Origin of the sequence: Enterococcus sp. DIV1375a (assembly GCF_051712205.1) — a bacterium.
Taxonomy (GTDB): domain Bacteria; phylum Bacillota; class Bacilli; order Lactobacillales; family Enterococcaceae; genus Enterococcus; species Enterococcus faecalis.
The window spans coordinates 1734457-1758486 of the sequence record NZ_JBIOOM010000001.1 but is presented as its reverse complement, the minus strand read 5'-3'; the positions used below and the strand labels follow the sequence as shown (position 1 = coordinate 1758486).

26 protein-coding genes, 1 other RNA gene and 1 pseudogene are annotated in these 24030 nt (G+C 35.7%); 21 read left to right on the top strand and 7 right to left on the bottom strand.

All coding sequences use genetic code 11. The features are described 5' to 3' along the window. Nucleotides 1-22: 22 nt before the first annotated feature. Nucleotides 23-376 carry a YxeA family protein gene (locus IGJ63_RS08640; protein WP_010822997.1) on the bottom strand — a complete coding sequence of 118 codons (354 nt, stop codon included), beginning with the start codon at nucleotides 374-376 and terminating at the stop codon, nucleotides 23-25. Nucleotides 377-574: 198 nt separating this feature from the next. Here IGJ63_RS08640 and IGJ63_RS08635 point away from each other — a divergent pair, with 198 nt between their 5' ends. Together IGJ63_RS08635 and IGJ63_RS08630 are read left to right on the top strand one after the other, a co-directional pair. Next, nucleotides 575-1279: a zinc metallopeptidase gene (locus IGJ63_RS08635; RefSeq protein ID WP_002384290.1), complete on the top strand. Its 705-nt coding sequence runs from the start codon at nucleotides 575-577 to the stop codon at nucleotides 1277-1279. A gap of 83 nt (nucleotides 1280-1362) precedes the next feature. Continuing rightward, nucleotides 1363-1701: a hypothetical protein gene (locus tag IGJ63_RS08630; RefSeq protein WP_002356871.1), complete on the top strand. Its 339-nt coding sequence runs from the start codon at nucleotides 1363-1365 to the stop codon at nucleotides 1699-1701. 26 nt (nucleotides 1702-1727) lie between these two features. Here IGJ63_RS08630 and IGJ63_RS08625 read toward each other — a convergent pair whose 3' ends face one another. Further along, nucleotides 1728-2573 carry a PhzF family phenazine biosynthesis protein gene (locus IGJ63_RS08625; protein WP_438746290.1) on the bottom strand — a complete coding sequence of 282 codons (846 nt, stop codon included), beginning with the start codon at nucleotides 2571-2573 and terminating at the stop codon, nucleotides 1728-1730. Nucleotides 2574-2629: 56 nt separating this feature from the next. Continuing rightward, a complete protein-coding gene (locus IGJ63_RS08620; protein ID WP_002383772.1) occupies nucleotides 2630-3481 on the bottom strand; it encodes a PucR family transcriptional regulator in 852 nt (283 codons plus the stop codon). Between the two features lie 77 nt (nucleotides 3482-3558). Here IGJ63_RS08620 and tadA point away from each other — a divergent pair, with 77 nt between their 5' ends. Both tadA and ffs read left to right on the top strand, forming a co-directional pair. Beyond that, complete coding sequence (gene tadA, locus IGJ63_RS08615) at nucleotides 3559-4080, top strand: tRNA adenosine(34) deaminase TadA (protein WP_002369024.1); 522 nt, start codon at nucleotides 3559-3561, stop codon at nucleotides 4078-4080. Between the two features lie 37 nt (nucleotides 4081-4117). After that, nucleotides 4118-4214: signal recognition particle sRNA small type (ffs, locus tag IGJ63_RS08610), an RNA gene on the top strand. 49 nt (nucleotides 4215-4263) lie between these two features. Here ffs and IGJ63_RS08605 read toward each other — a convergent pair. Next, nucleotides 4264-4416, bottom strand: coding sequence for a hypothetical protein (locus tag IGJ63_RS08605; protein ID WP_229202735.1), 153 nt, complete (start codon nucleotides 4414-4416; stop codon nucleotides 4264-4266). Nucleotides 4417-5569: 1153 nt separating this feature from the next. On the opposite strand from IGJ63_RS08605, the gene IGJ63_RS08600 reads away from it, so the two are divergent. Beyond that, nucleotides 5570-6940, top strand: coding sequence for a DUF6056 family protein (locus IGJ63_RS08600; protein WP_438746288.1), 1371 nt, complete (start codon nucleotides 5570-5572; stop codon nucleotides 6938-6940). A 641-nt stretch (nucleotides 6941-7581) separates the two neighbouring features. Here IGJ63_RS08600 and IGJ63_RS08595 read toward each other — a convergent pair. Next, nucleotides 7582-8820 carry an aminopeptidase gene (locus tag IGJ63_RS08595; RefSeq protein ID WP_010713248.1) on the bottom strand — a complete coding sequence of 413 codons (1239 nt, stop codon included), beginning with the start codon at nucleotides 8818-8820 and terminating at the stop codon, nucleotides 7582-7584. A gap of 250 nt (nucleotides 8821-9070) precedes the next feature. Between IGJ63_RS08595 and IGJ63_RS08590 the strand changes: the two genes are divergently transcribed. From IGJ63_RS08590 to IGJ63_RS08580, 3 genes and pseudogenes are all read left to right on the top strand, one after another. Next, the gene (locus tag IGJ63_RS08590) at nucleotides 9071-9643 is read left to right on the top strand and encodes a TetR/AcrR family transcriptional regulator (protein ID WP_002356883.1); all 573 of its coding nucleotides are present in this window, start codon (nucleotides 9071-9073) and stop codon (nucleotides 9641-9643) included. 157 nt (nucleotides 9644-9800) lie between these two features. Beyond that, nucleotides 9801-10274, top strand: a complete 474-nt coding sequence (locus IGJ63_RS08585) for a TspO/MBR family protein (protein WP_438746285.1) — start codon at nucleotides 9801-9803, stop codon at nucleotides 10272-10274. Between the two features lie 97 nt (nucleotides 10275-10371). Continuing rightward, a pseudogene (locus IGJ63_RS08580) lies at nucleotides 10372-11780 on the top strand (IS3 family transposase). Nucleotides 11781-11870: 90 nt separating this feature from the next. Here IGJ63_RS08580 and IGJ63_RS08575 read toward each other — a convergent pair. Next, nucleotides 11871-12314 carry a flavodoxin gene (locus IGJ63_RS08575; protein ID WP_002356885.1) on the bottom strand — a complete coding sequence of 148 codons (444 nt, stop codon included), beginning with the start codon at nucleotides 12312-12314 and terminating at the stop codon, nucleotides 11871-11873. A 174-nt stretch (nucleotides 12315-12488) separates the two neighbouring features. Here IGJ63_RS08575 and map point away from each other — a divergent pair, with 174 nt between their 5' ends. The 12 genes from map (at nucleotide 12489) to IGJ63_RS08515 (ending at nucleotide 22568) form a co-directional block, all read left to right on the top strand. Continuing rightward, complete coding sequence (map, locus tag IGJ63_RS08570) at nucleotides 12489-13253, top strand: type I methionyl aminopeptidase (RefSeq protein ID WP_002356886.1); 765 nt, start codon at nucleotides 12489-12491, stop codon at nucleotides 13251-13253. A 15-nt stretch (nucleotides 13254-13268) separates the two neighbouring features. After that, nucleotides 13269-14177, top strand: coding sequence for a YihY/virulence factor BrkB family protein (locus tag IGJ63_RS08565; protein WP_002419751.1), 909 nt, complete (start codon nucleotides 13269-13271; stop codon nucleotides 14175-14177). A gap of 110 nt (nucleotides 14178-14287) precedes the next feature. After that, nucleotides 14288-15424 carry an MraY family glycosyltransferase gene (locus IGJ63_RS08560; protein ID WP_002366956.1) on the top strand — a complete coding sequence of 379 codons (1137 nt, stop codon included), beginning with the start codon at nucleotides 14288-14290 and terminating at the stop codon, nucleotides 15422-15424. A gap of 121 nt (nucleotides 15425-15545) precedes the next feature. Beyond that, a complete protein-coding gene (locus IGJ63_RS08555) occupies nucleotides 15546-16334 on the top strand; it encodes a glycosyltransferase family 2 protein (protein WP_080279967.1) in 789 nt (262 codons plus the stop codon). Continuing rightward, nucleotides 16334-17161 carry a glycosyltransferase gene (locus tag IGJ63_RS08550; RefSeq protein WP_438746282.1) on the top strand — a complete coding sequence of 276 codons (828 nt, stop codon included), beginning with the start codon at nucleotides 16334-16336 and terminating at the stop codon, nucleotides 17159-17161. Before IGJ63_RS08555 ends, IGJ63_RS08550 begins: the two co-directional genes overlap by 1 nt. Before the next feature lie 3 nt (nucleotides 17162-17164). Then, nucleotides 17165-17878 (top strand): glycosyltransferase family 2 protein, encoded by a 714-nt coding sequence (locus tag IGJ63_RS08545; protein WP_002419749.1) that lies wholly within the window; start codon nucleotides 17165-17167, stop codon nucleotides 17876-17878. Between the two features lie 122 nt (nucleotides 17879-18000). Continuing rightward, on the top strand, nucleotides 18001-18867 hold the full coding sequence (gene rfbA, locus IGJ63_RS08540) for a glucose-1-phosphate thymidylyltransferase RfbA (protein ID WP_002364387.1): 867 nt from the start codon (nucleotides 18001-18003) through the stop codon (nucleotides 18865-18867). Nucleotides 18868-18879: 12 nt separating this feature from the next. Continuing rightward, nucleotides 18880-19452 (top strand): dTDP-4-dehydrorhamnose 3,5-epimerase, encoded by a 573-nt coding sequence (rfbC, locus tag IGJ63_RS08535; protein ID WP_002356893.1) that lies wholly within the window; start codon nucleotides 18880-18882, stop codon nucleotides 19450-19452. Between the two features lie 24 nt (nucleotides 19453-19476). Continuing rightward, nucleotides 19477-20505 (top strand): dTDP-glucose 4,6-dehydratase, encoded by a 1029-nt coding sequence (gene rfbB / locus IGJ63_RS08530; RefSeq protein ID WP_002359895.1) that lies wholly within the window; start codon nucleotides 19477-19479, stop codon nucleotides 20503-20505. 92 nt (nucleotides 20506-20597) lie between these two features. Beyond that, a complete protein-coding gene (gene rfbD / locus IGJ63_RS08525; protein WP_438746279.1) occupies nucleotides 20598-21440 on the top strand; it encodes a dTDP-4-dehydrorhamnose reductase in 843 nt (280 codons plus the stop codon). Between the two features lie 52 nt (nucleotides 21441-21492). Further along, nucleotides 21493-22218, top strand: coding sequence for a glycosyltransferase family 2 protein (locus IGJ63_RS08520; RefSeq protein WP_010715343.1), 726 nt, complete (start codon nucleotides 21493-21495; stop codon nucleotides 22216-22218). Then, nucleotides 22218-22568 carry a DUF2304 domain-containing protein gene (locus IGJ63_RS08515; RefSeq protein WP_002419746.1) on the top strand — a complete coding sequence of 117 codons (351 nt, stop codon included), beginning with the start codon at nucleotides 22218-22220 and terminating at the stop codon, nucleotides 22566-22568. Before IGJ63_RS08520 ends, IGJ63_RS08515 begins: the two co-directional genes overlap by 1 nt. A 73-nt stretch (nucleotides 22569-22641) precedes the next feature. Here the strand turns inward: IGJ63_RS08515 and IGJ63_RS08510 are convergent, their stop codons facing one another. Further along, complete coding sequence (locus IGJ63_RS08510) at nucleotides 22642-22983, bottom strand: EamA family transporter (RefSeq protein WP_002356899.1); 342 nt, start codon at nucleotides 22981-22983, stop codon at nucleotides 22642-22644. Between the two features lie 246 nt (nucleotides 22984-23229). Here IGJ63_RS08510 and IGJ63_RS08505 point away from each other — a divergent pair, with 246 nt between their 5' ends. Further along, nucleotides 23230-24024, top strand: coding sequence for an ABC transporter permease (locus IGJ63_RS08505; protein ID WP_002356900.1), 795 nt, complete (start codon nucleotides 23230-23232; stop codon nucleotides 24022-24024). The last annotated feature ends 6 nt before the right edge of the window (nucleotides 24025-24030 follow it).

The window sequence follows — 24030 nt, the reverse complement described above, 5'->3', positions numbered from 1 at the left end:
TCGCTTGCCAACGGTTTTTTCTTTATTTTAATTTTTCTAAAGCTTTTTCAGGGACTTCTTTTTCTGTCACTTCATTCCAGCTGATCACGCCTTTACGGGGATTAACTTTCAATTTTAGATAGGCTTTCATACGCAAAGGTTGATCACGGGATTCGTTTAATTCCACGGTTTTTTCTTCACCGTTTTTATTAAACGCAGATTGTTGATAGTAATAAATGGTCATTGCTTCACCAGAATTTGTTTTTTCATCTTTCTTTTCACCAGATGTTGTGATTTGTGTATAATAGGCTTCTCCACCGTAATAGTAATTATAAACGCCCCAGCTACCACCGGCTAAAATGACTATGGGAATTAATATTTTTAGTAATGTTTTCATTTTCCTCACCTCAAGGAATAGTATGCCTTTTTTTTAGGAAATTCGCCATATTTTTTTCCGTTAATTGAGTGACAATTTTGTTAGTTTTGGTACTTTCTTGAAAAATTCATCATTTTTTTAAACAAAAGACAACGTTTGTCGCTCCCTTTTTTTCACTATCATGCTACAATAAAGAAAAAAAGATGGAGGTAGAGGACAATGATGCCCTTTTATTTTGGAATCGATCCAACCTATATATTGGTAATTATTGGAATTGCGATTTCTGGTGCGGCCTCCGCATATGTTAACAGTACCTTTCGTAAATATGATCAAGTACGAAGCAGTAAACATGTTACAGGCACGCAGGCAGCACAATATATTTTACAAAAAGAACAAATTAATGATGTTGGAGTTCAGCAAATTGCGGGTGATTTAACCGACAATTATAATTCTGGAAACAAAATGTTGAGCTTATCCGAAGCCACTGCTCAATCGACATCGGTCGCGGCTATTGGCGTGGCGGCTCATGAATGCGGACATGCGGTACAAGATCATACGAACTATGTGCCTTTACGTCTTCGTGCAGCCATTGTTCCAGTTGCCAACATTGGCTCAACCATCTCCTTTCCACTAATTTTGATTGGTGTATTATTTAGTTGGAATCAAACGTTAATCAACATTGGAATTTTGGCTTTTTCATTAGCCTTGATTTTTCAATTGGTGACCTTACCGGTGGAGTTTAATGCGTCTAGACGTGCATTAAGTATTCTTTCTGAAGGTGGGTTATTAACAGAAGAAGAAGTCCCTATGGCCAGAAAAGTTCTTTTTGCAGCTGCACTTACCTACGTAGCAGCGGCGCTTTCGACCTTTTTACAACTTTTACGTTTGGTTATTTTATTTGGTGGCAATAACCGACGAGACTAAGTGCTAGTAAAGGTCTTTCTATTACGCATAAAAGTAATAATATGTTATGATTAAAGTAGAAAATAACAGAGGAGCTGAAGGAAATGAAAGCATCAACAAAAATTGGTATCGGTTTAAGCATTGCTGCAGTTGCAAGTGTCTCTGTTGCAGTCATCGCTTCTGAAAAAATTATTAAGAAGGTATCTCATGTTTCCAATCGTTATAAAGTTAAAAAGTTTGTAGACGATAAATTTGATGGAAACCAAAAATTATTATCGATTGTCGATGATTTATCCGATGATGAATTAGATTCTGTTTTAAATGTTGTTGATCGTGTGAAAGATGGCGGTTCAAAATTAGCTGAATATGGCGAAAAAGTTAAAGACAATACAGATTCTTTAAAAGAACGCTTTTTCACATTTATTGAAGATGCAATGAAGTAAAAAAGATGGCCTAGGCCATCTTTTTTTTATAAAAATAATTCTTTTGTTTCAACATAATAGCCTCTGCCACCAACTAGAACTTGATCAATTGTCTTTTGGGATGTAGTGTTCAAACGCACTAAGACTTCTGAAGGAGCGTTTAAGGTATAACCTTGGGCAAAGGTGTAATTGGTTTTTTGTAAAATTTGGTGATGGTACAGATAACAAGCTAACGCACCGTTTGATGTACCAGTGGCGGCTTCTTCATCGATGTCATAAAGGGGCGCAAAATTCCTACAAATGATATTTTCTTCAGACAAAGCAAAAAGATGCATCCCGATAACTCCGTACTTTTGACTAAGTAACTTAATTTTTTCAAAGTTTGGTTGTAAATCCTGTAATAATTGCGCATTTTTAATGGGAACCAAAATATCTTTTAGACTCGTTGACACAATCTGGATAGGAAAAGCAGTTGCCACTGCGTTTAAATCAAAGCAGCCGCTCAATTCTTCTAAAGTGAGCGTATCATAAAAAGTTGGGACAGTTTGTTCCATAAATAGTTGTTCATCGTTCGCCGTGATTGCGAGCAAACCGCTGTTCGTTTCGATTGTATATGCTGTTTGCAATAATTTATTTAAGTGCTTCATGATGGTGAAAGCGCCAATTGTCGCGTGGCCACATAAGTCGACTTCTTCTTTTGGTGTAAAATATTCAAGTCGGAAATCAGCAACCTTTGAGTCTGAAATAAAAGCAGTTTCTGCAAATCCTAGTTCTTTAGCGATGGCCATTTTTTGGGTTCTCGTTAAGGGCTGTGTCATAAAAACAACGCCTGCTTTGTTGCCACCTTCGTGGTTTTTACTAAACGCACTAGCGACATATGCGGTAATTTTCATTGGAACGCCTACTTTCTAATTGGGAATAAAAAACATACGAGTAAAAAACGGATGTACTACTTTCTTAATAACAAATAACAAAAGATTAAATCATCCATTTTTTTTAAAGATAAGCCAGTTTGTTCAAAAAACTTTTCCAAACGATAGTGTAAAGTATTTCGATGCATAAATAAATCTTTTGCAGTGGAGCTAATATTGCCTTGATTTTTCCACAAAGCGCTGATGATTGGCTGAATATCGGTGTCTTTATTTAATAAACGACGATAATACTCAACAAGTACATTTTGGCTCATGGCTTCTTTGGTAAAATAGTGGAGGGCGACATCGGTTAAACTAAAAACAGTCGTCCGACTAGAGGAATTAAGTTCTTCTGAAAAAATACGTTGTTCTTCATGGAAACAACGCCGGAGAATGTCTTCAGAGGAATAAAAATTGCCAACAAATACAGCGCTAGTGCAATCAAAGTCTGTATCTAATGTTAAAAAGATCCCTTGAATTTCTTCTTGTTGAAAGGTATTTTTTGACTGTTCTTCAACTAAAATATACATATTATTACTTGGACTGAAACAATCAACTGTATCTGGAAACATCTTTGTTAAATTAAATTGCCATTCAGCTTGTAATTCTTTTGTGACATTCGTCTGAATTTGCAACATACGAAAGGTCCCTTCGGCAGGTAATTTTGCCTGTTGAAATAAGTAACTGAACCAAGGATGGTTACCAGTAATGGTTGGGTTTTCAGAAATCGGGAAAAGCGCTTCCAACAAATGCTGTTCTTTAATACTTAAGAAAGCTTTATTCACAATGAAAAATTGGTCGTCAACAGGAATTGAATAGGTGGCTTCGGAACCAATTGTTTTTGATAAATAGCCTTTGGGATAAAGCTGAGATAAATTTTCAATAATCATAGACACACCTCACTGATTTATTGTACCATGAAGCAAGACAGAAGTTTAGTGGGAAAAAGCCGAAAGGTGGAAATTAATTGGGAAAAAAAGAAACAACGTTAACACAAGAAGAAAAAGAAATTTTTATGCGAGAAGCCATTGCAGAAGCGAAAAAAGCAGAAGGTTTGGCTGAGGTGCCTATTGGAGCTGTAATTGTTCGGCAAGGGGAAATTATTGGCCGCGGGCATAATCTGAGAGAAGCACGGCAAGAAGCAACGGCGCATGCAGAAATGTATGCAATCCAAGAAGCGTGTCGCGGGATAGAAAATTGGCGTCTAGAAGAAACCCAATTATTTGTAACTTTAGAGCCTTGTCCAATGTGTAGTGGGGCGATGCTTTTAGCACGAATTCCAGAAGTTTATTATGGCGCAACTGATCCTAAAGCAGGCACTGCTGGGACTTTGATGAATTTATTAGAAGATGAACGCTTCAATCATGTGGCCTATGTCGAAGCAGGCGTTTTAGAAGAAGAGTGTCGCTTATTGCTAGTTCAGTTCTTTAAAAAGTTACGGGCAAAGAAAAAAGAAGAGAAACTTTTAAAAAATCAAAAGAAAGACTAGTCAAAAGAATAAAAATACGTTATACTAGGTTTTGCCGAAAGGCTAGGACAATGGCGGGCTAGTGAATTGTGTCAGATCCGGAAGGAAGCAGCACTAAGCAAGTGCCGCCATGTGTCTGAATTATAGTTGATACCAAAGGCTTTAAGCCTTTTTTTATTTGTTTTGAATTAAAAAGGGGCAATATTACTTGCCATATTTATTTAGAACTTCTATAAGATTTGTTTTAACTTTTTTTGTTACATGAGTATAAATTTTTAAAGTTGTGTCCGTGTCAACGTGGCCTACACGTTCCATTATTGTTTTAGCGGGTACATTTAATTCTGCAAGTAATGAAATATGTGAATATCTAAAAATATGGCTTGATATAGTTTTGTTTATTTTTACCTAGCCTTTCATTAGCTTTCTTTAGAGAGGCATTAAATGAATTCACTTGAATTGGTTTGCCCGTTTTGCCAACAAATAGATAATTTGTTGGCTCTTTGAATTTTATTTCTTTTTCTAAAATTAACTCTTCGATTATTTCGACTGCTCCGTAAATACCACTAGCATTATGGTATTTGTGGAGCAGTATACATAAAAAACATAAGTAATATGTTCTACTCTCTAAGGGAAGCATGCGCTCAGCTACATTTGGTAAGATACATTCGGGAGTATGGATATTGTTAAAATGACAATGGATTATTTTTTGCTGCGCATTCAAATATCTAAAAATTATGTTGTTGCATTAGACTTTGAATATGGAGTTTTAGCAAATGTTTCAGATGGTTATAAGTTCAGGTTTCGAAAATGGAACAAATATAGAAACAATTTTGAACGCTATGCGCCTAGCTAAACCAGTATGATGTAACATTAGAATTATTGGATGATTGTAGGTGGTATCTCAATTTGTCAATCCACATCCACTAGATGGCAAAGTAGACTTAACAGTTTTATTTGTAATAGTTATACAGATACTGATAAACTAGAATCTAATAAAGTATTGATAGATACAGAAACCGAAAAAACATCGAATTCCTATATAAAAGTTGGTGATATAATCAAAATGAAATTTAATATTGATGTATAGGTTACTGGTAAATTTATTCCAGAGTAGATAAAAGAGAATAGTTACGAGGTACAAGAAGTAACAAAAAGTAACAAAAAGTAACAAGAGGCACGGAGTATTGCTTGAAGGTACCTTATCATAGATTGGTAAAAGTGACGTTGAATTGTTGTCAGACGTAATAACCACCTAGACAAACAATTAGAAGCAATGTTTTTGGTTGAATACGGCGTAAAATTATCCGATATTGCATATTAATGTAGTGCAGATTATAAATACTTAATTTAATTAAATGGATTAGCAAATCCTAATTCCAAGCATTGCAGCATTAAAAGTATTCCCTTAATTTTGGAATGCATATAAGCATGAAAAAATCCCAAACTTGTCTTAAGTAAATCTTAAAATTATGATATACTTTGTTGGGGAATACGGGAAGGAGTTAAAAAATTGAATAAACGTGCGAGGAAAACAACAAATAATAAAGAATTGATTTTGCTTCTTATAGGGGTTTGGAGTGCCTTTTTCTTTTTTAATATGTATATGCCGACTGTGAGAGCTGATGACTTAGTTTATGTAAATAGATTAGATAAATTAGGTTATTTTGGGGCTTCTATAGAGCATTACAAAACATGGAGTTCAAGAGTTATTATTGAACTATTTTTGATGTTCTTCTCTAAACATTTTATGTTATGGAAGTTACTAAATTCGACAATAATGACGGGAAATATAGTATTGCTATGCAAATATGTTTTCAAGAATTTATATTTCAAAAATTTGTTATTAGTTTTTTCTATATATTGTCTAATTCCGTTAACAATAATGGGGGAAACTGGTTGGATAGCTACTACTTTAAATTATCACTGGCCAGTAGCATTCGGTTTACTAGCTTTTTATCCTTTTTTTCAGCTATTAAGTGGCAAAGAAATAGATAAAAGAATATATTGGGTAAGCATTCCTTTATTAATATTCTCAGCTAATCAAGAACAAGTTAATGTATGCTTTTTTGTTTTAACAAGCCTTGTAAGTCTATATTTATTATTTAGAAGAAAGTATGATTATAAGTTATCAGCGCTTTCGGTAATAAGTTTAGTGGAATTAACTTTTTCTTTGACAGCCCCAGGAAACACATTAAGGGCTGCAAATGAAATCAATAAATGGTTTCCTGAATATAAAAATTTTAACTTTTTGAACAAGTTGGATCTTGGTATTTCATCATTTGGAAAGCCATTTTTTCTAGACACGAATATTTTATTTTTAGTACTTTTTTTTATAATATTCCTTCTATCTTATAAGAAATGTCAGAACTATTATGTACGTATACTAACTTCATTGCCTTTTTTTCTAAATCTGGTTATTTTTTTCGGTAATACAATGAAACAAAACTTTACTTATGTCAATGGAAATAAACGATCGATGATTTGGGCTAGCAGTAATCTGGACAACCATTTTACAAAACTAGGAACGAAACTATCAATTTTTTACCCTGGAACTTGGATAATTACTTTTATAATTTTAGGATTATTATTATGTTTAATTATTGGAATTTATTTAAGTTTTGATGATAAAAAAACCGCTATCTTTTTAGCGATATTGATGATAATGGGTTTTTGCTCAAGGGTAATCATGGGTTTTTCTCCTACGGTTTGGGCTTCAGGCATGCGAACATATTATATACTTTTCATTGTTGTCGCTATAATAGTCCTAACAGCCATTAAAGAAATAATGAAAAATATAAGTCCACAAAAGAAAGATTTATTGTCATTTAATTTGACCATGTTAGGTATTAGTACCTTCATATTAACGGTGATAAACAGATAAAATAATAAAGAGATCGAAACAGAAGTGTTTAACTCCGAGAACCAAGTAGGTACTGTTTAACATCTATTTGCTTTGCAAATAGTGTTTCTCAGCAATAAGAAGTAATTTCCGAAAATTGCCATAAAACACAACGAGGAACGAGTTGATGTTGCATGAAACCTACCTGGTGTTCTTTAATTTTTGGAGACCAAGTAGGTATTGTTCATCATCGAAACACTACGTTCTTCGTGATTCTCAACAATTTCGGCTTATTGTTTTCTCGCCAAAGGCTCGTCAAAGTTTTATCCTTGTAAGTTCCGAAGGACCTTCACCAAGTAGGTACGATGATTTCATCTGTTCATGCTTCACAGTGAAACATCGCAACTCTTAGAGCTGTAGCTCTTTTGAAGGCTGTACTGTGACGAGACGCATGTCGAGAAAACACCTTAGAAGTTGTTGAGATCGGAGTAACGCGTAGTGTTGCTTCTGTTCCCGTCGTTTATCAATTTTTAAGCCTGGGACAAAAATCCAAAGTGATTTTTGTCCCAGGCTCTTTATTTGGCTACTTGTCAATAAGGAATGATGAGCTGTGCAGAATCAATTCTGATTTGTCAGTTTCATAAATTATAGAGCCAATAATAACGGCTTGCTTCTTTTTAAATTTATGCCCAATCACCATTTCTAAAAACAGGAACAATCGTCCCGTCTTCTTTAATGCCGTCAATATTCATTTTGTCAGATCCTACCATAAAGTCCACATGTGTTTGGCTACGATTTAAACCAGCTGCAGCTAATTCTTCTTCGCTCATCTCCGTGCCGCCTTGTAAGTTGAAGGCATAGGCCGAACCAAAGGCTAAATGATTAGAGGCGTTTTCATCGAACAATGTATTATAAAAAATCAAACCGGATTGTGAAATTGGTGAAGGGTCGGGTACTAAAGCAACTTCTCCTAAGTGTTTGGCACCTTCATCAATAGCTAAGAGATTTTTCAATGCTTCTTCACCTTGTTCAGCTGAGAAGTCAACAACTTTTCCATCTTTAAATGTAAATTTCATGCCCGAAATGATTGTGCCAGCATAACTTAGTGGTTTTGTACTAGAGACATAACCATCAACGCGGCGACTATCTGGAGCGGTGAAAACTTCTTCTGTTGGCATATTAGCCATGAATTCTTCTCCACGCGCGTTATAACTACCAGCGCCTTCCCATAAATGGTTTTTAGGCAAACCAATCGTTAAATCTGTCCCAGGAGCTGTGTAGTGTAAAGCAGTAAATTGTTGTTCGTTTAATTCAGCCGCTTTTTCTTGTAATTTTTTATCATGGATATCCCAAGCAATGACTGGGTTTTCTTCATAAATTCGTGTTGTTTTAAAAATTTCATTCCAAAGTGCATCAACTTGTTCTTCACTTGTTGCTAATTCTGGAAAGACTTTAGCTGCCCAGCCTTCACTAGCAGCAGCTACAACAGTCCAACTTACTTTGTTGGCTTGCGTTGCTTTTCGTAGGTTGACCAATGCTTTCCCATTAGCCGCTTGGAAAGCTGCTACACGTTGTGCATCCACGCCAGCTAATGCATCAGGATTAGAAGAAACCACGCTAATTCGGCTTGCGCCTTTGGCAATCCAATCATCGGTTTGATCAATTTTATATTGAGGAACATTTTCAATACGATCAGTTGCAGCATGAGCTAAAAATTCACGTTGAATGGTTTCGTCGCTCCATTGAACAATTACTTCGGCCGCGCCTAAGCGATAAGCTTCTTCCGTAATTAAGCGGGCAAGGGGCGCTTGATCGACACTGATTTGTAAAACAACCGTATGATTGTCCTGAACATTGACACCCGTTTCAGCAATTAAACGTGCATATTTCTTTAGATTTTCATTAAAATTCTCTAAGGTCATTCGTGATTCCTCCTTCATTTTGATGGGTAATGACTGCTCATATCATAACACGGAAGAGCAGGGAACTCAACGAAATAAAGCCTTTATCAACTGTTATTTTAAGTCGGGGTAAAAGTTGTCGTGCTCCCGCTCAGTGAACTTTTGTACAAAGAGTTGTTCTAATTTTGCATAATAGAAAAATCGTGTTACAATAACCATAAGCATTTATTTGGAAGCGTTGTATATGAATGAATAAAGGGGATAGGGAATTATGGCAAGAAAAAAAACCATTACGAAAGAGCAGATTTTAACAGCTGCCTATGAAGTAGTCGCCACTGAAGGATTTTCGAAGTTCACTGCACGTAATATTGCTAATAAAATGAAATGTTCCACCCAACCGATTTATTTGGAATTTAAAAACATGGATGATTTACGCGATGCTTTATTCCAAAAAATTCATAAATACTTAGCGAAAGAAGTATTTCCAGTAAAACATACCGGGAATACAATTGTTGATTTGGCTTTAAACTATATTCATTTTGCGACAAGTGAAAGTAAGTTATACCGTGCGCTTTATTTAGAAGAATATGGTGGCGGCAAAAAAATGCAAGAATTCTCTTATCACTATTTTACTGAAGCGGTAAAAGCTGATCCTGAGTATGCTAATTTAAACGATGTTCAAATTGACTCTTTACACATGGGAACATGGGTGGTCGCTACTGGTGTGGCTGCATTGATGACTTCTGGAATTATCCATCCTTCAGAAGAACAAATCATTCATTTAATGAAAGATAGTATTGAAGCAATTCTTGAACGAGATGAACCAATTGATATTGACCTATAAAAATTAAAAAAAGTGTAACCTCATGCTGATAACTTCTGTGAGGTTACAGCAAAAGACTGTTTCTTAAAAGAACGGTCTTTTTTTGTTAAGTGTATTAATGGTAGATTATTCGCAACCATGCTACAGTAAAGAAGAGAAATAGAAAGGGGCAAAAAACATGAACCGAGTGAAAGATAAGCGTTTATGGCTAAGTATTGTAGGAATTACCGGACTAGGGCTCTTGTCGGGCTTATTTTCAGTAAATGCGAGAGAATATTATCAAGCGTTGAGATTACCAAGTTTTGCTCCGCCAGGCTGGTTATTTGGACCGGTATGGTTGGTGTTGTATATTTTTATGGGCATTACTTTTTATTTCATCTTAGTTCATCCAAATAAACAACAGAAAAAACGGATGATTACGCTATTTATTTTACAATTTATTGCGAACTTTTTCTGGACATTTTTCTTTTTTTCTTTACAAAATAATTTAGTATCTGTGATTGATATCTCTTTTTTATGGCTATTATTAATAGTTCAACAGTGGGACTACTTGCGTTATAAATTAATAACGCGTGGCTGGTTGATGATTCCTTATATTCTTTGGGTTACTTTTGCGGCAGCTTTAAATTACAGTATTTTATTTTTAAATTAGGAATATCAAAACACCAGAGAAAAATGGAAAATCGCCATTTTCTGAGCCGACCCCCAAAAGTTAGACCTAGAAATCTAACTTTTGGGGGTTTTTTTGTATGGCAAAATACAGTTTTGAATTTAAACTTAAACTTAAACTTGTTCATGACTACTTATCTGGTCAAGGAGGTCTAAGGTTTCTCGCAAAGAAGTATGGGTTTAAAGATAGTTCTCAAATAAGCAAATGGATAAATGCCTATAAAGAACTTGGTGAAGAAGGCCTACTTCGCAGTCAAAAAAATAAGAATTACTCTGTTCAATTTAAGCTAGATGCGATAGAGTTATATTTAACAACAGAGTTGTCCTATCAAGAAGTAGCTAATCTTCTAAAAATGAACAATCCATCATTGATTGCGAATTGGCTTAGAACGTATCAGAAGTTTGGTATAGAAGGACTCTCTAAACAGAAAGGACGTCCACCTACCATGCCTAAGAAGAAACAAAAGGAAAGCCAACCATTACCAAGTGAACGATCTCAAGTAGAGAAACTAGAAAAAGAAAATAGAATGTTAAAAATTGAGAATGCCTATTTAAAAGAATTGAGGAGACTGCGTTTAGAGGACGAACAAAAAATGAACGAATCGCACGAATCATTCACAGTCTCCGAAGACACTTTCGATTAAAAGATATTTTGGAAACCCTAAGGTTTCCAAAATCTACTTACATGTACTGGCAAAAACGCCTCGACAGAACAGCTTCAACACAAATCATTGAAGAAGAAATTCAAGCGATTCGTAAAAAACATCAACATTATGGCTATAGAAGGATGACCCAAGAATTGAAACGACGTGGATTTCAAGTGAATAAAAAGAAAGTCCAGCGATTAATACAAAAGTTAAAGTTACAAGTCAAAGCTTTTACTAAGAAATCCAGAAAATATAATTCCTATAAAGGAACCGTTGGTAAAATCGCTAAAAATTTGATTCGTCGCCGATTTAAAACCTCTGTTCCTCATCAAAAAATTACAACTGATACAACTGAATTTAAGTACTTTGAAGCAGATAACGCAGGCATCTTTCGTCAGAAAAAACTATACTTAGATCCATTTATGGATATGTATAATAGTGAAATTCTAAGCTATAGCCTTTCTACTCAACCAAATGGTAAAACAGTTATGGAAGGTCTGAAAGAAGCAATTTCTCAAACAAATGATTGTCCCTATCGGCGCACCTTTCACTCTGATCAAGGCTGGGCTTATCAAATGAATGTCTATATACAAACATTAAAGGACAATAATATCTTTCAAAGTATGTCTCGAAAAGGAACCTGTTTAGATAATTCTCCTATGGAGAATTTCTTCAGTATCCTAAAACAAGAAGTGTACTATGGAAAAATCTATCAAAGTCAAAATGAATTGAGAGAAGCAATTGAGAACTACATTTATTATTACAATCATCACCGAATCAAAGAAAAACTTAACTGGAAAAGCCCAGTAGAATTTCGACAATTCAATCAAAAAACTGCATAAAAAATAGAGTGGAAAAATCCACTCTATAAAAAGTCTAACTTTTTGGGGTCGCTACATTCTCTGGTGTTTTTTTTGTTTATTTTAACGTAGTTATTCTGCGGCAGTTGCTAATTTTTTCGCAAATTCTTCTAAACGTTGGATGTCGTCTTCTTCAGCGGCTAAATCAACTTTAACGCTGTCGGCGCCTTTTTTTGCCCCAATTTGAGTAAAGACTGCTTCGAAGTCGTCCACCGATTTACAAAAATCATCATAAAACGTGTCTCCTGAACCACAAACGCCGAAGATTTTTCCTGATAAATCAATCTCTTGTAAGTCTTCATAAAAGTCGACAATTTCATCAGGTAAATCGCCATCGCCATACGTATATGTAGCTACTACACAGATATCGGCCTCTTCAAAATCAGCGGCATCGACTTGCGTACACTCATCAATTTCGACCTCTAATTCTAAATCTTCAAATGCTTCTGCAACAATGTCGGCAATTTCTTCTGTATTCCCAGTCATGCTTGCATACACAATTTTAGCTAACGTCATAAACTTTCTTCCCCCTCATACAATTCTGTCACTTATTATAGCAGATGCGCATTTCTTATAAAAGACTAGCGAGTGCTTTTATTAAGGGACTTTTTGAAAATTGGTGTTTGAACAATCTTTTTTGCAAAAAATGTGATAAAATAATTTGAATGAAACAAGTTTAGGAGAGATAGTATGATTACATTAAAATCACCACGAGAAATTGAAATGATGGATGAATCAGGGGAATTATTAGCGGATGTTCACCGTCATTTACGGACGTTTATTAAACCTGGCATTACAAGCTGGGATATTGAAGTATTTGTGAGAGACTTTATTGAAAGTCATGGTGGCGTGGCGGCTCAAATTGGCTATGAAGGCTACAAATATGCTACCTGTTGTAGTATCAACGACGAAATCTGCCACGGATTTCCTCGTAAAAAAGTATTAAAAGATGGCGACCTAATCAAAGTAGATATGTGTGTCGACTTAAAAGGCGCAATCTCTGATTCATGCTGGTCTTATGTCGTGGGTGAATCAACACCTGAAATTGATCGCTTGATGGAAGTAACCAAAAAAGCGCTATATCTTGGGATTGAACAAGCACAAGTAGGAAATAGAATTGGCGACATTGGTCATGCAATTCAAACGTATGTAGAAGGAGAAGGCTACGGGGTAGTTCGCGACTTTGTAGGTCACGGTATTGGCCCAACTATCCATGAAAGTCCAATGATTCCTCACTATGGTGAAGCAGGTAAAGGACTACGTTTAAAAGAGGGAATGGTTATTACCATTGAGCCAATGGTTAACACAGGAACTTGGCGCATGAAAATGGACCCAAATGGTTGGACTGCTTATACTGAAGATGGCGGTCTAAGTTGTCAATATGAACATTCATTAGCGATTACGAAAGAAGGTCCAAGAATCTTAACGTCACAAGGCGAAGAATTGACTTATTAATAAGGAGAGTGTGTGATGAAGTTTCTCGACAACATCAAAAAGAATCAATCTTTGATGCGTTTTATTGAGACAACGCAAAGTCACATGGTCACAGCCGAAATAGGCAACAGCTCAGTGGTTGTTGCCTATTATTTATTACTCTCGCTGTTTCCATTACTGATTGCGGTAGGTAATGTCTTACCTTATTTAAGAATCGACCCTAATTCTGTGTTGCCTTATATTGCAGAGGCCATTCCGAAAGATGTTTATATGAACTTAGAACCAGCGATTCGTTCACTATTGACTCAACGTTCAGGCGGGTTGCTTTCTGTTTCCGCTTTAGCAGCATTTTGGAGTGCCAGTCAAAGCATTAATGCACTACAAAATGCGATGAATAAAGCTTTTGGTGTCGAACAAAGGAAAAATTTTATTCTCGTAAGAGTGGTCTCATTTTTAGTTATTTTGTTATTTATGGTAGCGATTGTTGGTGTAGTAGTAATTTTAGGTTTGGGTCAGTACATTATTGAATTACTGCAACCAATTTTCCACTACTCAACATCTGTGATCGATACTTTCCAAGCGTTAAAATGGCCGTTAACGACCGTTGTTTTATTAGTGATTATGTGTTTGATTTATGCGGTCGTTCCTAATCGGAAATTATCGTTACGTTCTATTTTGCCAGGGGCTATTTTTTCGACAGTCGGTTGGATGCTATTATCACAAATTTTTGGTTTGTACGTAAAATATTTTAGTTCTAGAATCGCAAGTTATCAAATCATCGGGAGTTTTATCATCTTGATGTTATGGCTGAATTTTGCTGCCACGATTATTATTTTAGGAGCAATTGTCAACGCTGTCGTTGATGAATACTTATCTGGAGATAAAGAAAAAAAACAACCAAGTTTTGAACAACGCTTGTTTAGATGGTTTAAAAAGAAAAAATAAATGGATTTCTTTAAAAAAGTCTAAACCGTTGCCAGAACACATGTTTCAGCTTGTAAATGCTTCAGTTTACGGTATAATATACCCTGAACGAGAAGAAAGTGGGTTCGACTATGTCACTATTTATTTATGAAGTTTTGATACGTTTATTTATGACATTTATCTTATCTTTGCTATTAACACCACTTGTTAAGCTTCTAGCGTTTCGGATTGGCGCCTATGATGCACCAGGAGAGCGACGAATCAATACCAAAAATATGCCTACAGCAGGAGGACTTGCAATCTATATTGCTTTTGCTAGTTCATGTTTATTGATTTTTCGTTCGATTATCCCACAAGATTATATTTGGCCGATTATTTTGGCTGGTGGAATGGTTGTTTTGACAGGCCTCATTGATGATATTAAAGAGATTACTCCAATGAAAAAAACAATCGGTATTTTGTTAGCAGCATTAGTTATTTATTTTGTTGCTGGAATTCGGATAGATTTTGTGACGTTGCCAGTCGTTGGAATGATTGATTTGCGCTGGTTTAGTTTACCACTAACTTTATTGTGGATTTTAGCGATTACGAATGCAGTAAATTTAATTGATGGTTTGGATGGTTTAGCATCAGGCGTATCCATTATTGGATTAACCACGATTGGTATTACAGGGTATTTTTTCCTACATGCTAAAACGGTCTATATTCCAATTGTTATTTTTATTTTAGTTGCGAGCATTGCGGGATTTTTCCCATACAATTTTTATCCGGCTAAAATATTTCTAGGAGATACCGGGGCGTTATTCCTCGGGTTTATGATTGCAGTAATGTCGTTACAGGGCTTGAAAAATGCTACGTTTATCACGGTAATTACGCCAATGGTGATTTTAGGTGTGCCTATTACGGATACGGTTTATGCAATTATTCGACGGCTATTGAACAAGAAGCCCATTTCCTCAGCAGATAAAATGCATTTGCATCACCGCTTGTTATCTTTAGGTTTTACCCATAAAGGGGCGGTCATGACTATTTATGCGTTAGCGTTAGTTTTTTCCTTTGTTTCTTTATTGTTCAGCTATTCAAGTACAGTAGCATCAATTTTATTAATTGTCTTTTGTTTAATTGGCTTAGAATTATTTATTGAATTAATCGGTCTAGTTGGCGAAGGACATCAACCGTTGATGTATTTGTTACGGATTTTAGGGAATCGTGAATATCGTCAGGAGCAAATGAAAAAGCGACTTGGCAAGCATTCTAAGAGAAAGTAAAGAAATCTTTAGGTTGCTTTGCGAGAGCGTAAACCTATGATATAATTCCATTAAACTTAAAAAAGTATATGTGTGAAACATATGCTTTTTTTTTAAGACGATGTTTCAGTAGTAAGGAGAAATGAGCATGCAAGAAATGGTAACAATCTCGATTGTCACTTATAATAGTCGTTACATTTTTAATGTATTAGACCAATTAAAAGCCGAACTAGGTACTAATAGTATCTATGATATTCATATCTATGACAATCATTCTGAAACAGCGTATCTTGAAAAATTAACAACATATGAACCATTTATTACTATCCATCGCGCTGAAGAAAATCAAGGGTTTGGTCATGGTCATAATCAAGTGTTATTCAATGCTTCGACAAAGTATGCAATTATTTTTAATCCCGATGTTTTGGTTACTAAAGACGTGCTTGATCGTCTATTAGACCGTATCAAAATAGATAAGAACATTGCAGTCGTTAGCCCTAAAGTGTTAAATGAAGATGGCACGACGCAATATTTAGTTCGTCAAAAATTAGATGTCTTCGATTATATGTTACGTTTTATTCCCTTTCAATTTGTAAAGAAAATTTTTGATAAACGTTTGAGTATTTATGAATGTCGCGATTTGTCGGATACAGAAACAACGAATATTAAAATGGGCTCAGGCTGTTTTATGTTGATTGATCGTGAAAAATTCGTTGAAATTGGTGGGTTCGATGAACGTTTCTTCATGTACTTCGAAGACAACGATTTATGTTTACGCTTTGGCAAAGCAGGCTATCGGATTCTCTATACGCCTTTTGAAACGGTTGTTCACATGTATGAAAAGGGCGCCCATAAAAGTCGAAAATTGTTTAAAATCTTTATGCAATCAATGGGGAAATTTTTTAACAAATGGGGCTGGAGGTTCTTTTAATGAGTCAAAGATTAGCGGTAGTCATCGTCTTATATCAAATGAAAATGGTTGATACGCCGAATTATTTGTTATTAAAAGAAGTGGTAGATCACCCCCAATTGCACTTATTTATTTATGACAACAGTCCACTTCCTCAAGAAGATGCATTATTTTTACAACAAAATGTTACTTATCGACATAATCCTGATAATCCAGGACTTGCGACCGCTTATAATGAAGCGATTGCTTTTAGTCAAGCGAATCAATGTGAATTATTGTTGCTCCTTGACCAAGACACAGAAGTGCCAGCCTCTTATTTTGATACGTTGATCATCATGCCATTAGATCCGACTGTGGCAGTCTATGTTCCAATTGTAGAAGCAAATGGACAACAAATTTCGCCAATATATAGTGATCAATATGTTGGACTTAAAGGAGCAAAGCCAACAGCAGGGATAGCCAACCAACCGTTGATGGCTATCAATTCTGGTACAGTTATTACGGCAGAAACGCTACGCTGGTTGGAAGGATTTTCGGAAGAATTTCCTTTGGACTATTTAGACCATTGGTTCTTTTATCAATTAAATCAAGCCAATAAAAAGATTGAAGTCTTACCAATCCACCTAAAACAAGAATTGTCTGTTTTAGATTATCGTACAATGAGTCCTCAACGTTATCGCTCTATTATTGAAGCAGAAACGTTATTTTATCGTCGATATGATCAAGAAAAGTTTTCCCATCATCGACGCCATTTATTTTTACGTAGTAGTAAGCAATTTTTAACTGTCAAAAATCGCCAAATTTGGCGGCAAACATTGGCAGAATTTCTCAAGTTAATGAAAGGATAATCTATGATCTCAGTTTGTATTGCGACATATAATGGAGAAAAATATCTCGCGGAACAATTAGATAGTATTCTTTTACAAGTCAGTGAAGAAGATGAACTAATTATTTCAGATGATGGTTCTACTGATCATACGTTGGAAATTTTGAGGACGTATGCAGCGAATTATCCCCAAATTCAATTGTTACAAGGTCCAGGGCAAGGAGTGATTGCTAATTTTGCATTTGCGCTTACGCATACGAATGGCGAAGTAATATTTTTAGCAGATCAAGATGATGTTTGGTTGCCAAATAAAGTAACGACGGTGACAGAATATTTTGAAGCGCACCCTGACATCCAAGTGGTTATTAGTGACTTGAAAATTGTTGATGCGGATTTACAAGTTACCAATCCCTCTTATTTTAAGTTTCGAAAAGTCAAACCAGGGTTTTGGCGAAATGCGATAAAAAGTGGCTATATTGGGGCAGGTATGGCCTTTCGTCAAGAAATGAAAAACGTCATTTTACCCATTCCGCCAGAAGTTCCTATGCATGATATGTGGATTGGCTTATTAGCTGCACGGAAGAAGCAAACGGGTCTCATTAAAGAACCATTAGTGCTTTACCGAAGACATGGAGCGAATGTCAGCCCCATTATTACCAAAACAAGTTTCCAACAAAAATTAAATTGGCGTGTGAATTTATTAAAAGCTTTACATCAGCGTTTAAAGGAACAGCGCTAAACTTTTACAGATTTGTAAAATTTACGTAAAAAACATGACAAACCCTATGCTTAATGCGATAATAGGAAAGGGTATTTGGTTTTATAGAAACTAAAAATAGAAGTTATTTAAGGAGATTGTTCATGAAAGGAATTATTTTAGCAGGCGGAAGCGGGACACGCTTATATCCGTTAACAAAAGCAACATCAAAACAATTAATGCCAATTTACGACAAACCAATGATTTATTACCCAATGTCAACGTTAATGTTGGCGGGAATTAATGAAATTTTGATTATCTCTACACCAGAAGATACACCACGTTTTGAAAGCTTATTCGGCGATGGCCATGATTTAGGCATTCATATCGAATACGCGGTGCAAGAAAGCCCAGATGGTTTGGCGCAAGCATTTATTATTGGTGAAGAATTTATTGGTGATGATAGTGTCTGCTTAGTTTTAGGGGACAATATTTATTATGGTGGTGGCTTATCAAAAATGTTGCAACGAGCGGCTTCTAAAGAGTCAGGGGCAACAGTCTTTGGTTACCATGTAAATGATCCAGAGCGTTTCGGCGTGGTAGAATTTGATGAAGAGATGCGGGCGCTTTCTATTGAAGAAAAACCAGCACAACCGAAGTCAAATTACGCAGTGACAGGTTTGTATTTTTACGACAATGAAGTGGTTGAAATTGCGAAAGGGATCAAACCGTCAGAACGTGGGGAATTAGAAATAACAGACGTTAATAAAGTCTACCTTGAAAAAAATAAACTTTCTGTTGAGGTAATGGGCCGTGGCTTTGCTTGGTTAGATACAGGCACACACGAATCCTTATTAGAAGCGTCAACATTTATTGAAACAATTGAAAAACGTCAAAATTTAAAAGTCGCTTGTTTGGAAGAAATTGCTTATCGAATGGGCTATATTACAAAAGAACAATTGGTAGAATTGGCACAACCATTGAAGAAAAATGGCTACGGCCAATACTTGCTACGTTTAGCAGCAGAATAGGAGCGAAGAAACGTGAAAGTTATTGATACAAAATTACAAGATGTCAAAATTATCGAAATGGATGTTTTCGGTGATCATCGTGGCTTTTTTACAGAAAGTTATTCCAAAGCTAAATTTGCAGAACATGGATTAGACTTTGATTTTGTCCAAGATAATCATTCATTATCAACAGAAGCAGGTGTCTTGCGTGGATTGCATTTTCAAAAAGGCGAAGCTGCGCAAACAAAACTAATTCGTGTTGTAACAGGTGCGGTATTAGATGTGATTGTTGATATTCGTAAAGGGAGTCCAACCTATGGTCAATGGGAAGGCTACATTTTATCAGAACATAATCACCGTCAGCTTTTAGTACCAAAAGGTTTTGCCCATGGTTTTGTCACTTTGACACCGAACGTGAACTTTATGTACAAGTGTGACAATTACTACAATGCGGCAGCAGACGGCGGTATTGCTTTTAACGATCCAGCGTTAGCTATTGATTGGCCAATTGCGCCAGAAAAAGCGATTACGTCAGAAAAGGATCAAAAACATCCAACCTTAAAAGAATTTGAAGCGGAAAATCCGTTTATCTATGGCGAAATTTAAGAAAAAAGTAGGAGAGTTTCAATTATGAAAAAAATCATCGTAACAGGTGGAGCTGGTTTTATCGGCTCAAATTTTGTTCATTATGTTGTAAAGAATCATCCAGAAGTTCATGTAACTGTATTAGATAAATTAACGTATGCAGGAAATGAAAAAAATCTTGAAGGTCTACCAAGTGATCGCGTGGAATTAGTCGTAGGAGATATCGCTGATGCTGAATTAGTTAATCGTTTAGTCGCTGAAACAGATGCGGTCGTTCACTATGCTGCTGAATCGCATAACGACAACTCATTAAACGACCCATTCCCATTTGTACAAACCAATCTGATTGGGACGTACACATTGATCGAAGCTTGCCGTAAAAATAATGTTCGTTACCACCATGTATCGACTGATGAAGTTTATGGCGATTTACCTTTAAGAGAAGATTTACCAGGACATGGAGAAGGCGAAGGGGAAAAATTCACTGCCGAAACGCCTTACAATCCTTCAAGTCCTTATTCTTCAACAAAAGCAGGATCTGACTTGTTAGTCAAAGCGTGGGTTCGTTCTTTCAACTTACAAGCAACAATTTCAAATTGTTCAAATAACTATGGTCCATATCAACATATTGAAAAATTTATTCCCCGTCAAATTACCAATGTCTTAAGTGGCATTACACCAAAACTTTATGGTGCTGGTAAAAATGTTCGTGACTGGATTCATACAAACGACCATTCTTCGGCTGTTTGGGCAATTTTAACAAAAGGGCAAATTGGCGAAACATATTTAATCGGAGCCGATGGTGAAGAAGACAATAAAACAGTGATGGAATTAATTTTAGAATTAATGGGACAACCTGTTGATGCCTATGAGCATGTCAACGATCGTGCAGGACATGACTTACGTTATGCGATTGATTCAACCAGATTACGCGAAGAATTAGGTTGGGAACCAGAATTCACGAATTTCCGTGAAGGCTTGGCAGAAACAATCAAGTGGTATACAGAAAATGAAGACTGGTGGCGTGCAGATAAAGAAGCTGTTGAAGCAAAATATGCACAAAATGGTCAGTAATTTTTTCTGACATGTGAGATAACAGTCGAAAGGCGATGGCAAAGTACAAAAGCTACTTTGCCCTGCCTTTTTTTCAAGAAGGAGTGAAAAAAATGATTTTAATTACTGGTGGAAATGGCCAATTGGGCACAGAATTACGTCACCTATTAGATGAACAAGGAATTGAGTATGTTTCAACGGATTCAACAGAATTAGATATTACTGATGCGGATAGTACGTTGGCAAAAGTGAAAGAAATTCAACCAAGCGTCATTTATCATTGTGCTGCTTATACAGCTGTTGATAAAGCAGAAGACGAAGGCAAGGAATTAGATGAAAAAGTGAATGTAGATGGCACACGTCATATTGCAGAAGCTGCTAAAGCAGTGGGGGCGACACTTGTTTACGTAAGTACAGATTATATTTTTGATGGAACTAAAAAAGAAGGTGTCTATGCAATTGATGATCAACCGAATCCTTTAAATGAGTATGGTCGGACGAAGTTATTAGGTGAACAAGCGGTACAAGAAATCCTGGACGACTATTATATTATTCGAACATCATGGGTATTTGGTCAATACGGTCATAACTTTGTCTTTACCATGCAAAAATTAGCGGAAACAAGAGACCAACTAACGGTAGTGGACGATCAATTTGGCCGCCCAACTTGGACAAGAACGTTAGCGGAATTTATGGCATTTGTTATTGCAGAAAAAGCGCCATTTGGTGTTTATCATTTGTCTAATGAAAACAGCTGTAGCTGGTATCAATTTGCTAAAGAAATTTTAAAAGATACTGAAGTGGAAGTACTGCCAGTGGATTCAACTCAATTTCCACAAAAGGCGCAAAGACCACAATATTCTGTCATGGATTTAAGTAAAACAGAAGCGTTAGGCTTTAAAATTCCTACTTGGCAAGAAGTCTTAGCGCAAATGTTAGAAAATGTTCAACAATAAAAACTTAACTAAAGAGTTTTTTGGTGGAGAGAAAGTGGAAAGGTGTTCTTCTATGAAAGTTCTTTTAATCATTCCTGCTTACAATGAGGAAGAAAACATTTTGCGGACGATTGCTTCCATTGAAACATTTAAACAGGAAGTTACGCATTTTCAACATGAATTGGATTATGTGGTAATCAATGATGGCTCGACAGATAGAACCAAACAAATTTTAGAAGCCAACCAAATTAATGCCATTCATTTAGTGTTGAATTTAGGTATTGGCGGGGCAGTACAGACAGGCTATAAATATGCCTTAGAAAATGAGTATGATGTGGCGGTTCAGTTTGATGGTGATGGTCAACATGATATCAATAGTTTACCTGTCTTACTGGCACCATTAGCAGAGGGTAAATGCGATTTTTCGATTGGCTCTCGTTTCCTTCCTGGAAACGAAGCGGCTTTTCAAAGTACGAAAATGCGCCGTTTTGGTATTCGTTTGTTATCTTTTTGCATTCGAATGGCTTCTGGTAAAACAATTTATGATGTGACTTCGGGGTATCGAGCGGGAAATCGGAAAGTGATTGCTTTTTTTGCAAAGCGCTATCCGACAAACTATCCCGAACCAGAATCGATTGTTCACTTAATCAAAAAACGCTTTGTGATTGTTGAAAGACCTGTCAATATGATGGAACGGCTTGGTGGTGTTTCTTCGATTCGTGCATTGGCTTCTGTGAAGTATATGCTGGAAGTCGGCTCAGCAATTCTGATTGCGGCCTTTATGAAGGAGGGAGATTGATGTTACCAACCGTGTTATGGTTTGTTTTATCTTTATTTGCAATTGGCTTTTTCTTATACATTATTCGAGGGATTAATAAAAATATTTTTCTCCTAAAAAATGCCTTGATTTGGTTATTAATCTCAATTGTTTTAATTATTTTTGCTATTTTCCCGCATGTGGCAGAATGGTTAGCAATGGCCTTTGGGTTTGAAACAACGTCAAACTTCTTATTATCAGCTGCAGTGATTGTCCTTTTAATTATGGAAATTAAAAATTCTGTGTTGATTTCAAAACACGAAAATCGCATTAAAACATTATTGCAGGAATTATCTATCATGAAATCTGAAGAAAATAAAAAAGATCGCTAATGTGTAGTGACCCTTAAAAGTTGGACCTGAAAGTCTAATTTTTAAGGGTCAGCTCAATGAATAGCGATCTTTTTTATTTAAGATTCATAATCACAATGCCGACAATAATAACCACAGCACCAATAAGGGCATTCGTTGTAATTGTCTCTTTTAGAATAAGATTTGAAGCGATTAAAATAGCGATGTTTGTACAGGCAACGCCTAAAGGAACAATGTAAGAAACATCGGAACGACTAATAATTAACATCCATAAAATAAAACTAATTAAATAACAAAATAAACCTAATAAAGAAATAAGTGAGATATTCATTGAAAAGATTGTTTGTTGGAGTTGGATGTTCAAACTGCTAGAACCTAGTTTAAATAAGACTAGACCAGCAGAAGACAGAAATACGTAAATAATAAAAAGAACCATAATTTCCCTTCTCTCAAAAATAGTTTCCGTGCAAAAAATGCAAGACCTCCATTATTGTAGCATAATCTCCTAAAAATTGGACAAGATTTTTTAATATAGCGAAATCAGTTAAATTTTTCTTTATAAAAAGGGGTCTACTATTGAAAAGCTAGGCGTTTATCGATAAAATAGAAATGTTGTTTAAAATGGCATTTTTGTATCCAAAAATTTTAGTTAAAAATAGTTTATTACGGAAGGAATAAGTATATGTTTAAAGAAACATTTTCAATTTTCAAGAATATTTTTCAGAACAAAAAATTGTTATTACAATTTTCATTTAATGATTTTAAGGCCAAGTATGCTGGTTCAGCACTAGGAATTGTCTGGGCATTTTTAACGCCATTAGTAACTGTTTTGACGTATTGGTTTGTCTTTTCTGTAGGCCTTCGTTCTAGAGCTGGCGACAATATGCCGTTCATTGTCTATTTAGTAACAGGGATGGTACCTTGGTTCTTCTTTTCAGATTCGTTATTATCAGCCACGAATGTGTTTCGTGAATATAGTTATTTAGTTAAAAAAGTCGTGTTTAATGTACAAATTTTACCAACGTCTAAAATTTTATCGAACTTGTACACCCACTTGTTTTTCATTCTAATTGGTTTTGTAATTACTACAGCTAACGGTTATTATCCAAGTTTGTACAGTTTGCAATTAATTTACTACTTAGCTTGTTTATTAGTCTTTTTAACAGCAATTACGTGGATTACTGCTTCAACACAACCATTTTTACCTGATATTATGCAATTTATCAATATCATTATGCAAACAGTTATGTGGACATTACCAATTTTATGGCAACCAACTGGAATGATTGCGACAATCTTAAAAATCAATCCATTATATTATATTGTTCAAGGATACCGCGAATCTTATTTAGGCGGTGCATGGTTCTGGGAACATTGGCAATATAGCTTATATTTCTGGGGAGTTACTATTGTTTTACTATTAATTGGCTCAACCGTGTTTAGACGCTTAAAGCCACATTTTTCAGATGTACTATAAGGAGAG

Excerpts from the sequence above, each read along its gene's own strand:
- IGJ63_RS08640 (WP_010822997.1), bottom strand. The coding sequence starts at position 376 with ATGAAAACATTACTAAAAATATTAATTCCCATAGTCATTTTAGCCGGT.
- IGJ63_RS08635 (WP_002384290.1), top strand. The coding sequence starts at position 575 with ATGATGCCCTTTTATTTTGGAATCGATCCAACCTATATATTGGTAATT.
- IGJ63_RS08630 (WP_002356871.1), top strand. The coding sequence starts at position 1,363 with ATGAAAGCATCAACAAAAATTGGTATCGGTTTAAGCATTGCTGCAGTT.
- IGJ63_RS08625 (WP_438746290.1), bottom strand. The coding sequence starts at position 2,573 with ATGAAAATTACCGCATATGTCGCTAGTGCGTTTAGTAAAAACCACGAA.
- IGJ63_RS08620 (WP_002383772.1), bottom strand. The coding sequence starts at position 3,481 with ATGATTATTGAAAATTTATCTCAGCTTTATCCCAAAGGCTATTTATCA.
- IGJ63_RS08595 (WP_010713248.1), bottom strand. The coding sequence starts at position 8,820 with ATGACCTTAGAGAATTTTAATGAAAATCTAAAGAAATATGCACGTTTA.
- IGJ63_RS08590 (WP_002356883.1), top strand. The coding sequence starts at position 9,071 with ATGGCAAGAAAAAAAACCATTACGAAAGAGCAGATTTTAACAGCTGCC.
- IGJ63_RS08585 (WP_438746285.1), top strand. The coding sequence starts at position 9,801 with ATGAACCGAGTGAAAGATAAGCGTTTATGGCTAAGTATTGTAGGAATT.
- IGJ63_RS08575 (WP_002356885.1), bottom strand. The coding sequence starts at position 12,314 with ATGACGTTAGCTAAAATTGTGTATGCAAGCATGACTGGGAATACAGAA.
- map (WP_002356886.1), top strand. The coding sequence starts at position 12,489 with ATGATTACATTAAAATCACCACGAGAAATTGAAATGATGGATGAATCA.
- IGJ63_RS08565 (WP_002419751.1), top strand. The coding sequence starts at position 13,269 with ATGAAGTTTCTCGACAACATCAAAAAGAATCAATCTTTGATGCGTTTT.
- IGJ63_RS08560 (WP_002366956.1), top strand. The coding sequence starts at position 14,288 with ATGTCACTATTTATTTATGAAGTTTTGATACGTTTATTTATGACATTT.
- IGJ63_RS08555 (WP_080279967.1), top strand. The coding sequence starts at position 15,546 with ATGAGCATGCAAGAAATGGTAACAATCTCGATTGTCACTTATAATAGT.
- IGJ63_RS08550 (WP_438746282.1), top strand. The coding sequence starts at position 16,334 with ATGAGTCAAAGATTAGCGGTAGTCATCGTCTTATATCAAATGAAAATG.
- IGJ63_RS08545 (WP_002419749.1), top strand. The coding sequence starts at position 17,165 with ATGATCTCAGTTTGTATTGCGACATATAATGGAGAAAAATATCTCGCG.
- rfbA (WP_002364387.1), top strand. The coding sequence starts at position 18,001 with ATGAAAGGAATTATTTTAGCAGGCGGAAGCGGGACACGCTTATATCCG.
- rfbB (WP_002359895.1), top strand. The coding sequence starts at position 19,477 with ATGAAAAAAATCATCGTAACAGGTGGAGCTGGTTTTATCGGCTCAAAT.
- rfbD (WP_438746279.1), top strand. The coding sequence starts at position 20,598 with ATGATTTTAATTACTGGTGGAAATGGCCAATTGGGCACAGAATTACGT.
- IGJ63_RS08520 (WP_010715343.1), top strand. The coding sequence starts at position 21,493 with ATGAAAGTTCTTTTAATCATTCCTGCTTACAATGAGGAAGAAAACATT.
- IGJ63_RS08515 (WP_002419746.1), top strand. The coding sequence starts at position 22,218 with ATGTTACCAACCGTGTTATGGTTTGTTTTATCTTTATTTGCAATTGGC.
- IGJ63_RS08510 (WP_002356899.1), bottom strand. The coding sequence starts at position 22,983 with ATGGTTCTTTTTATTATTTACGTATTTCTGTCTTCTGCTGGTCTAGTC.
- IGJ63_RS08505 (WP_002356900.1), top strand. The coding sequence starts at position 23,230 with ATGTTTAAAGAAACATTTTCAATTTTCAAGAATATTTTTCAGAACAAA.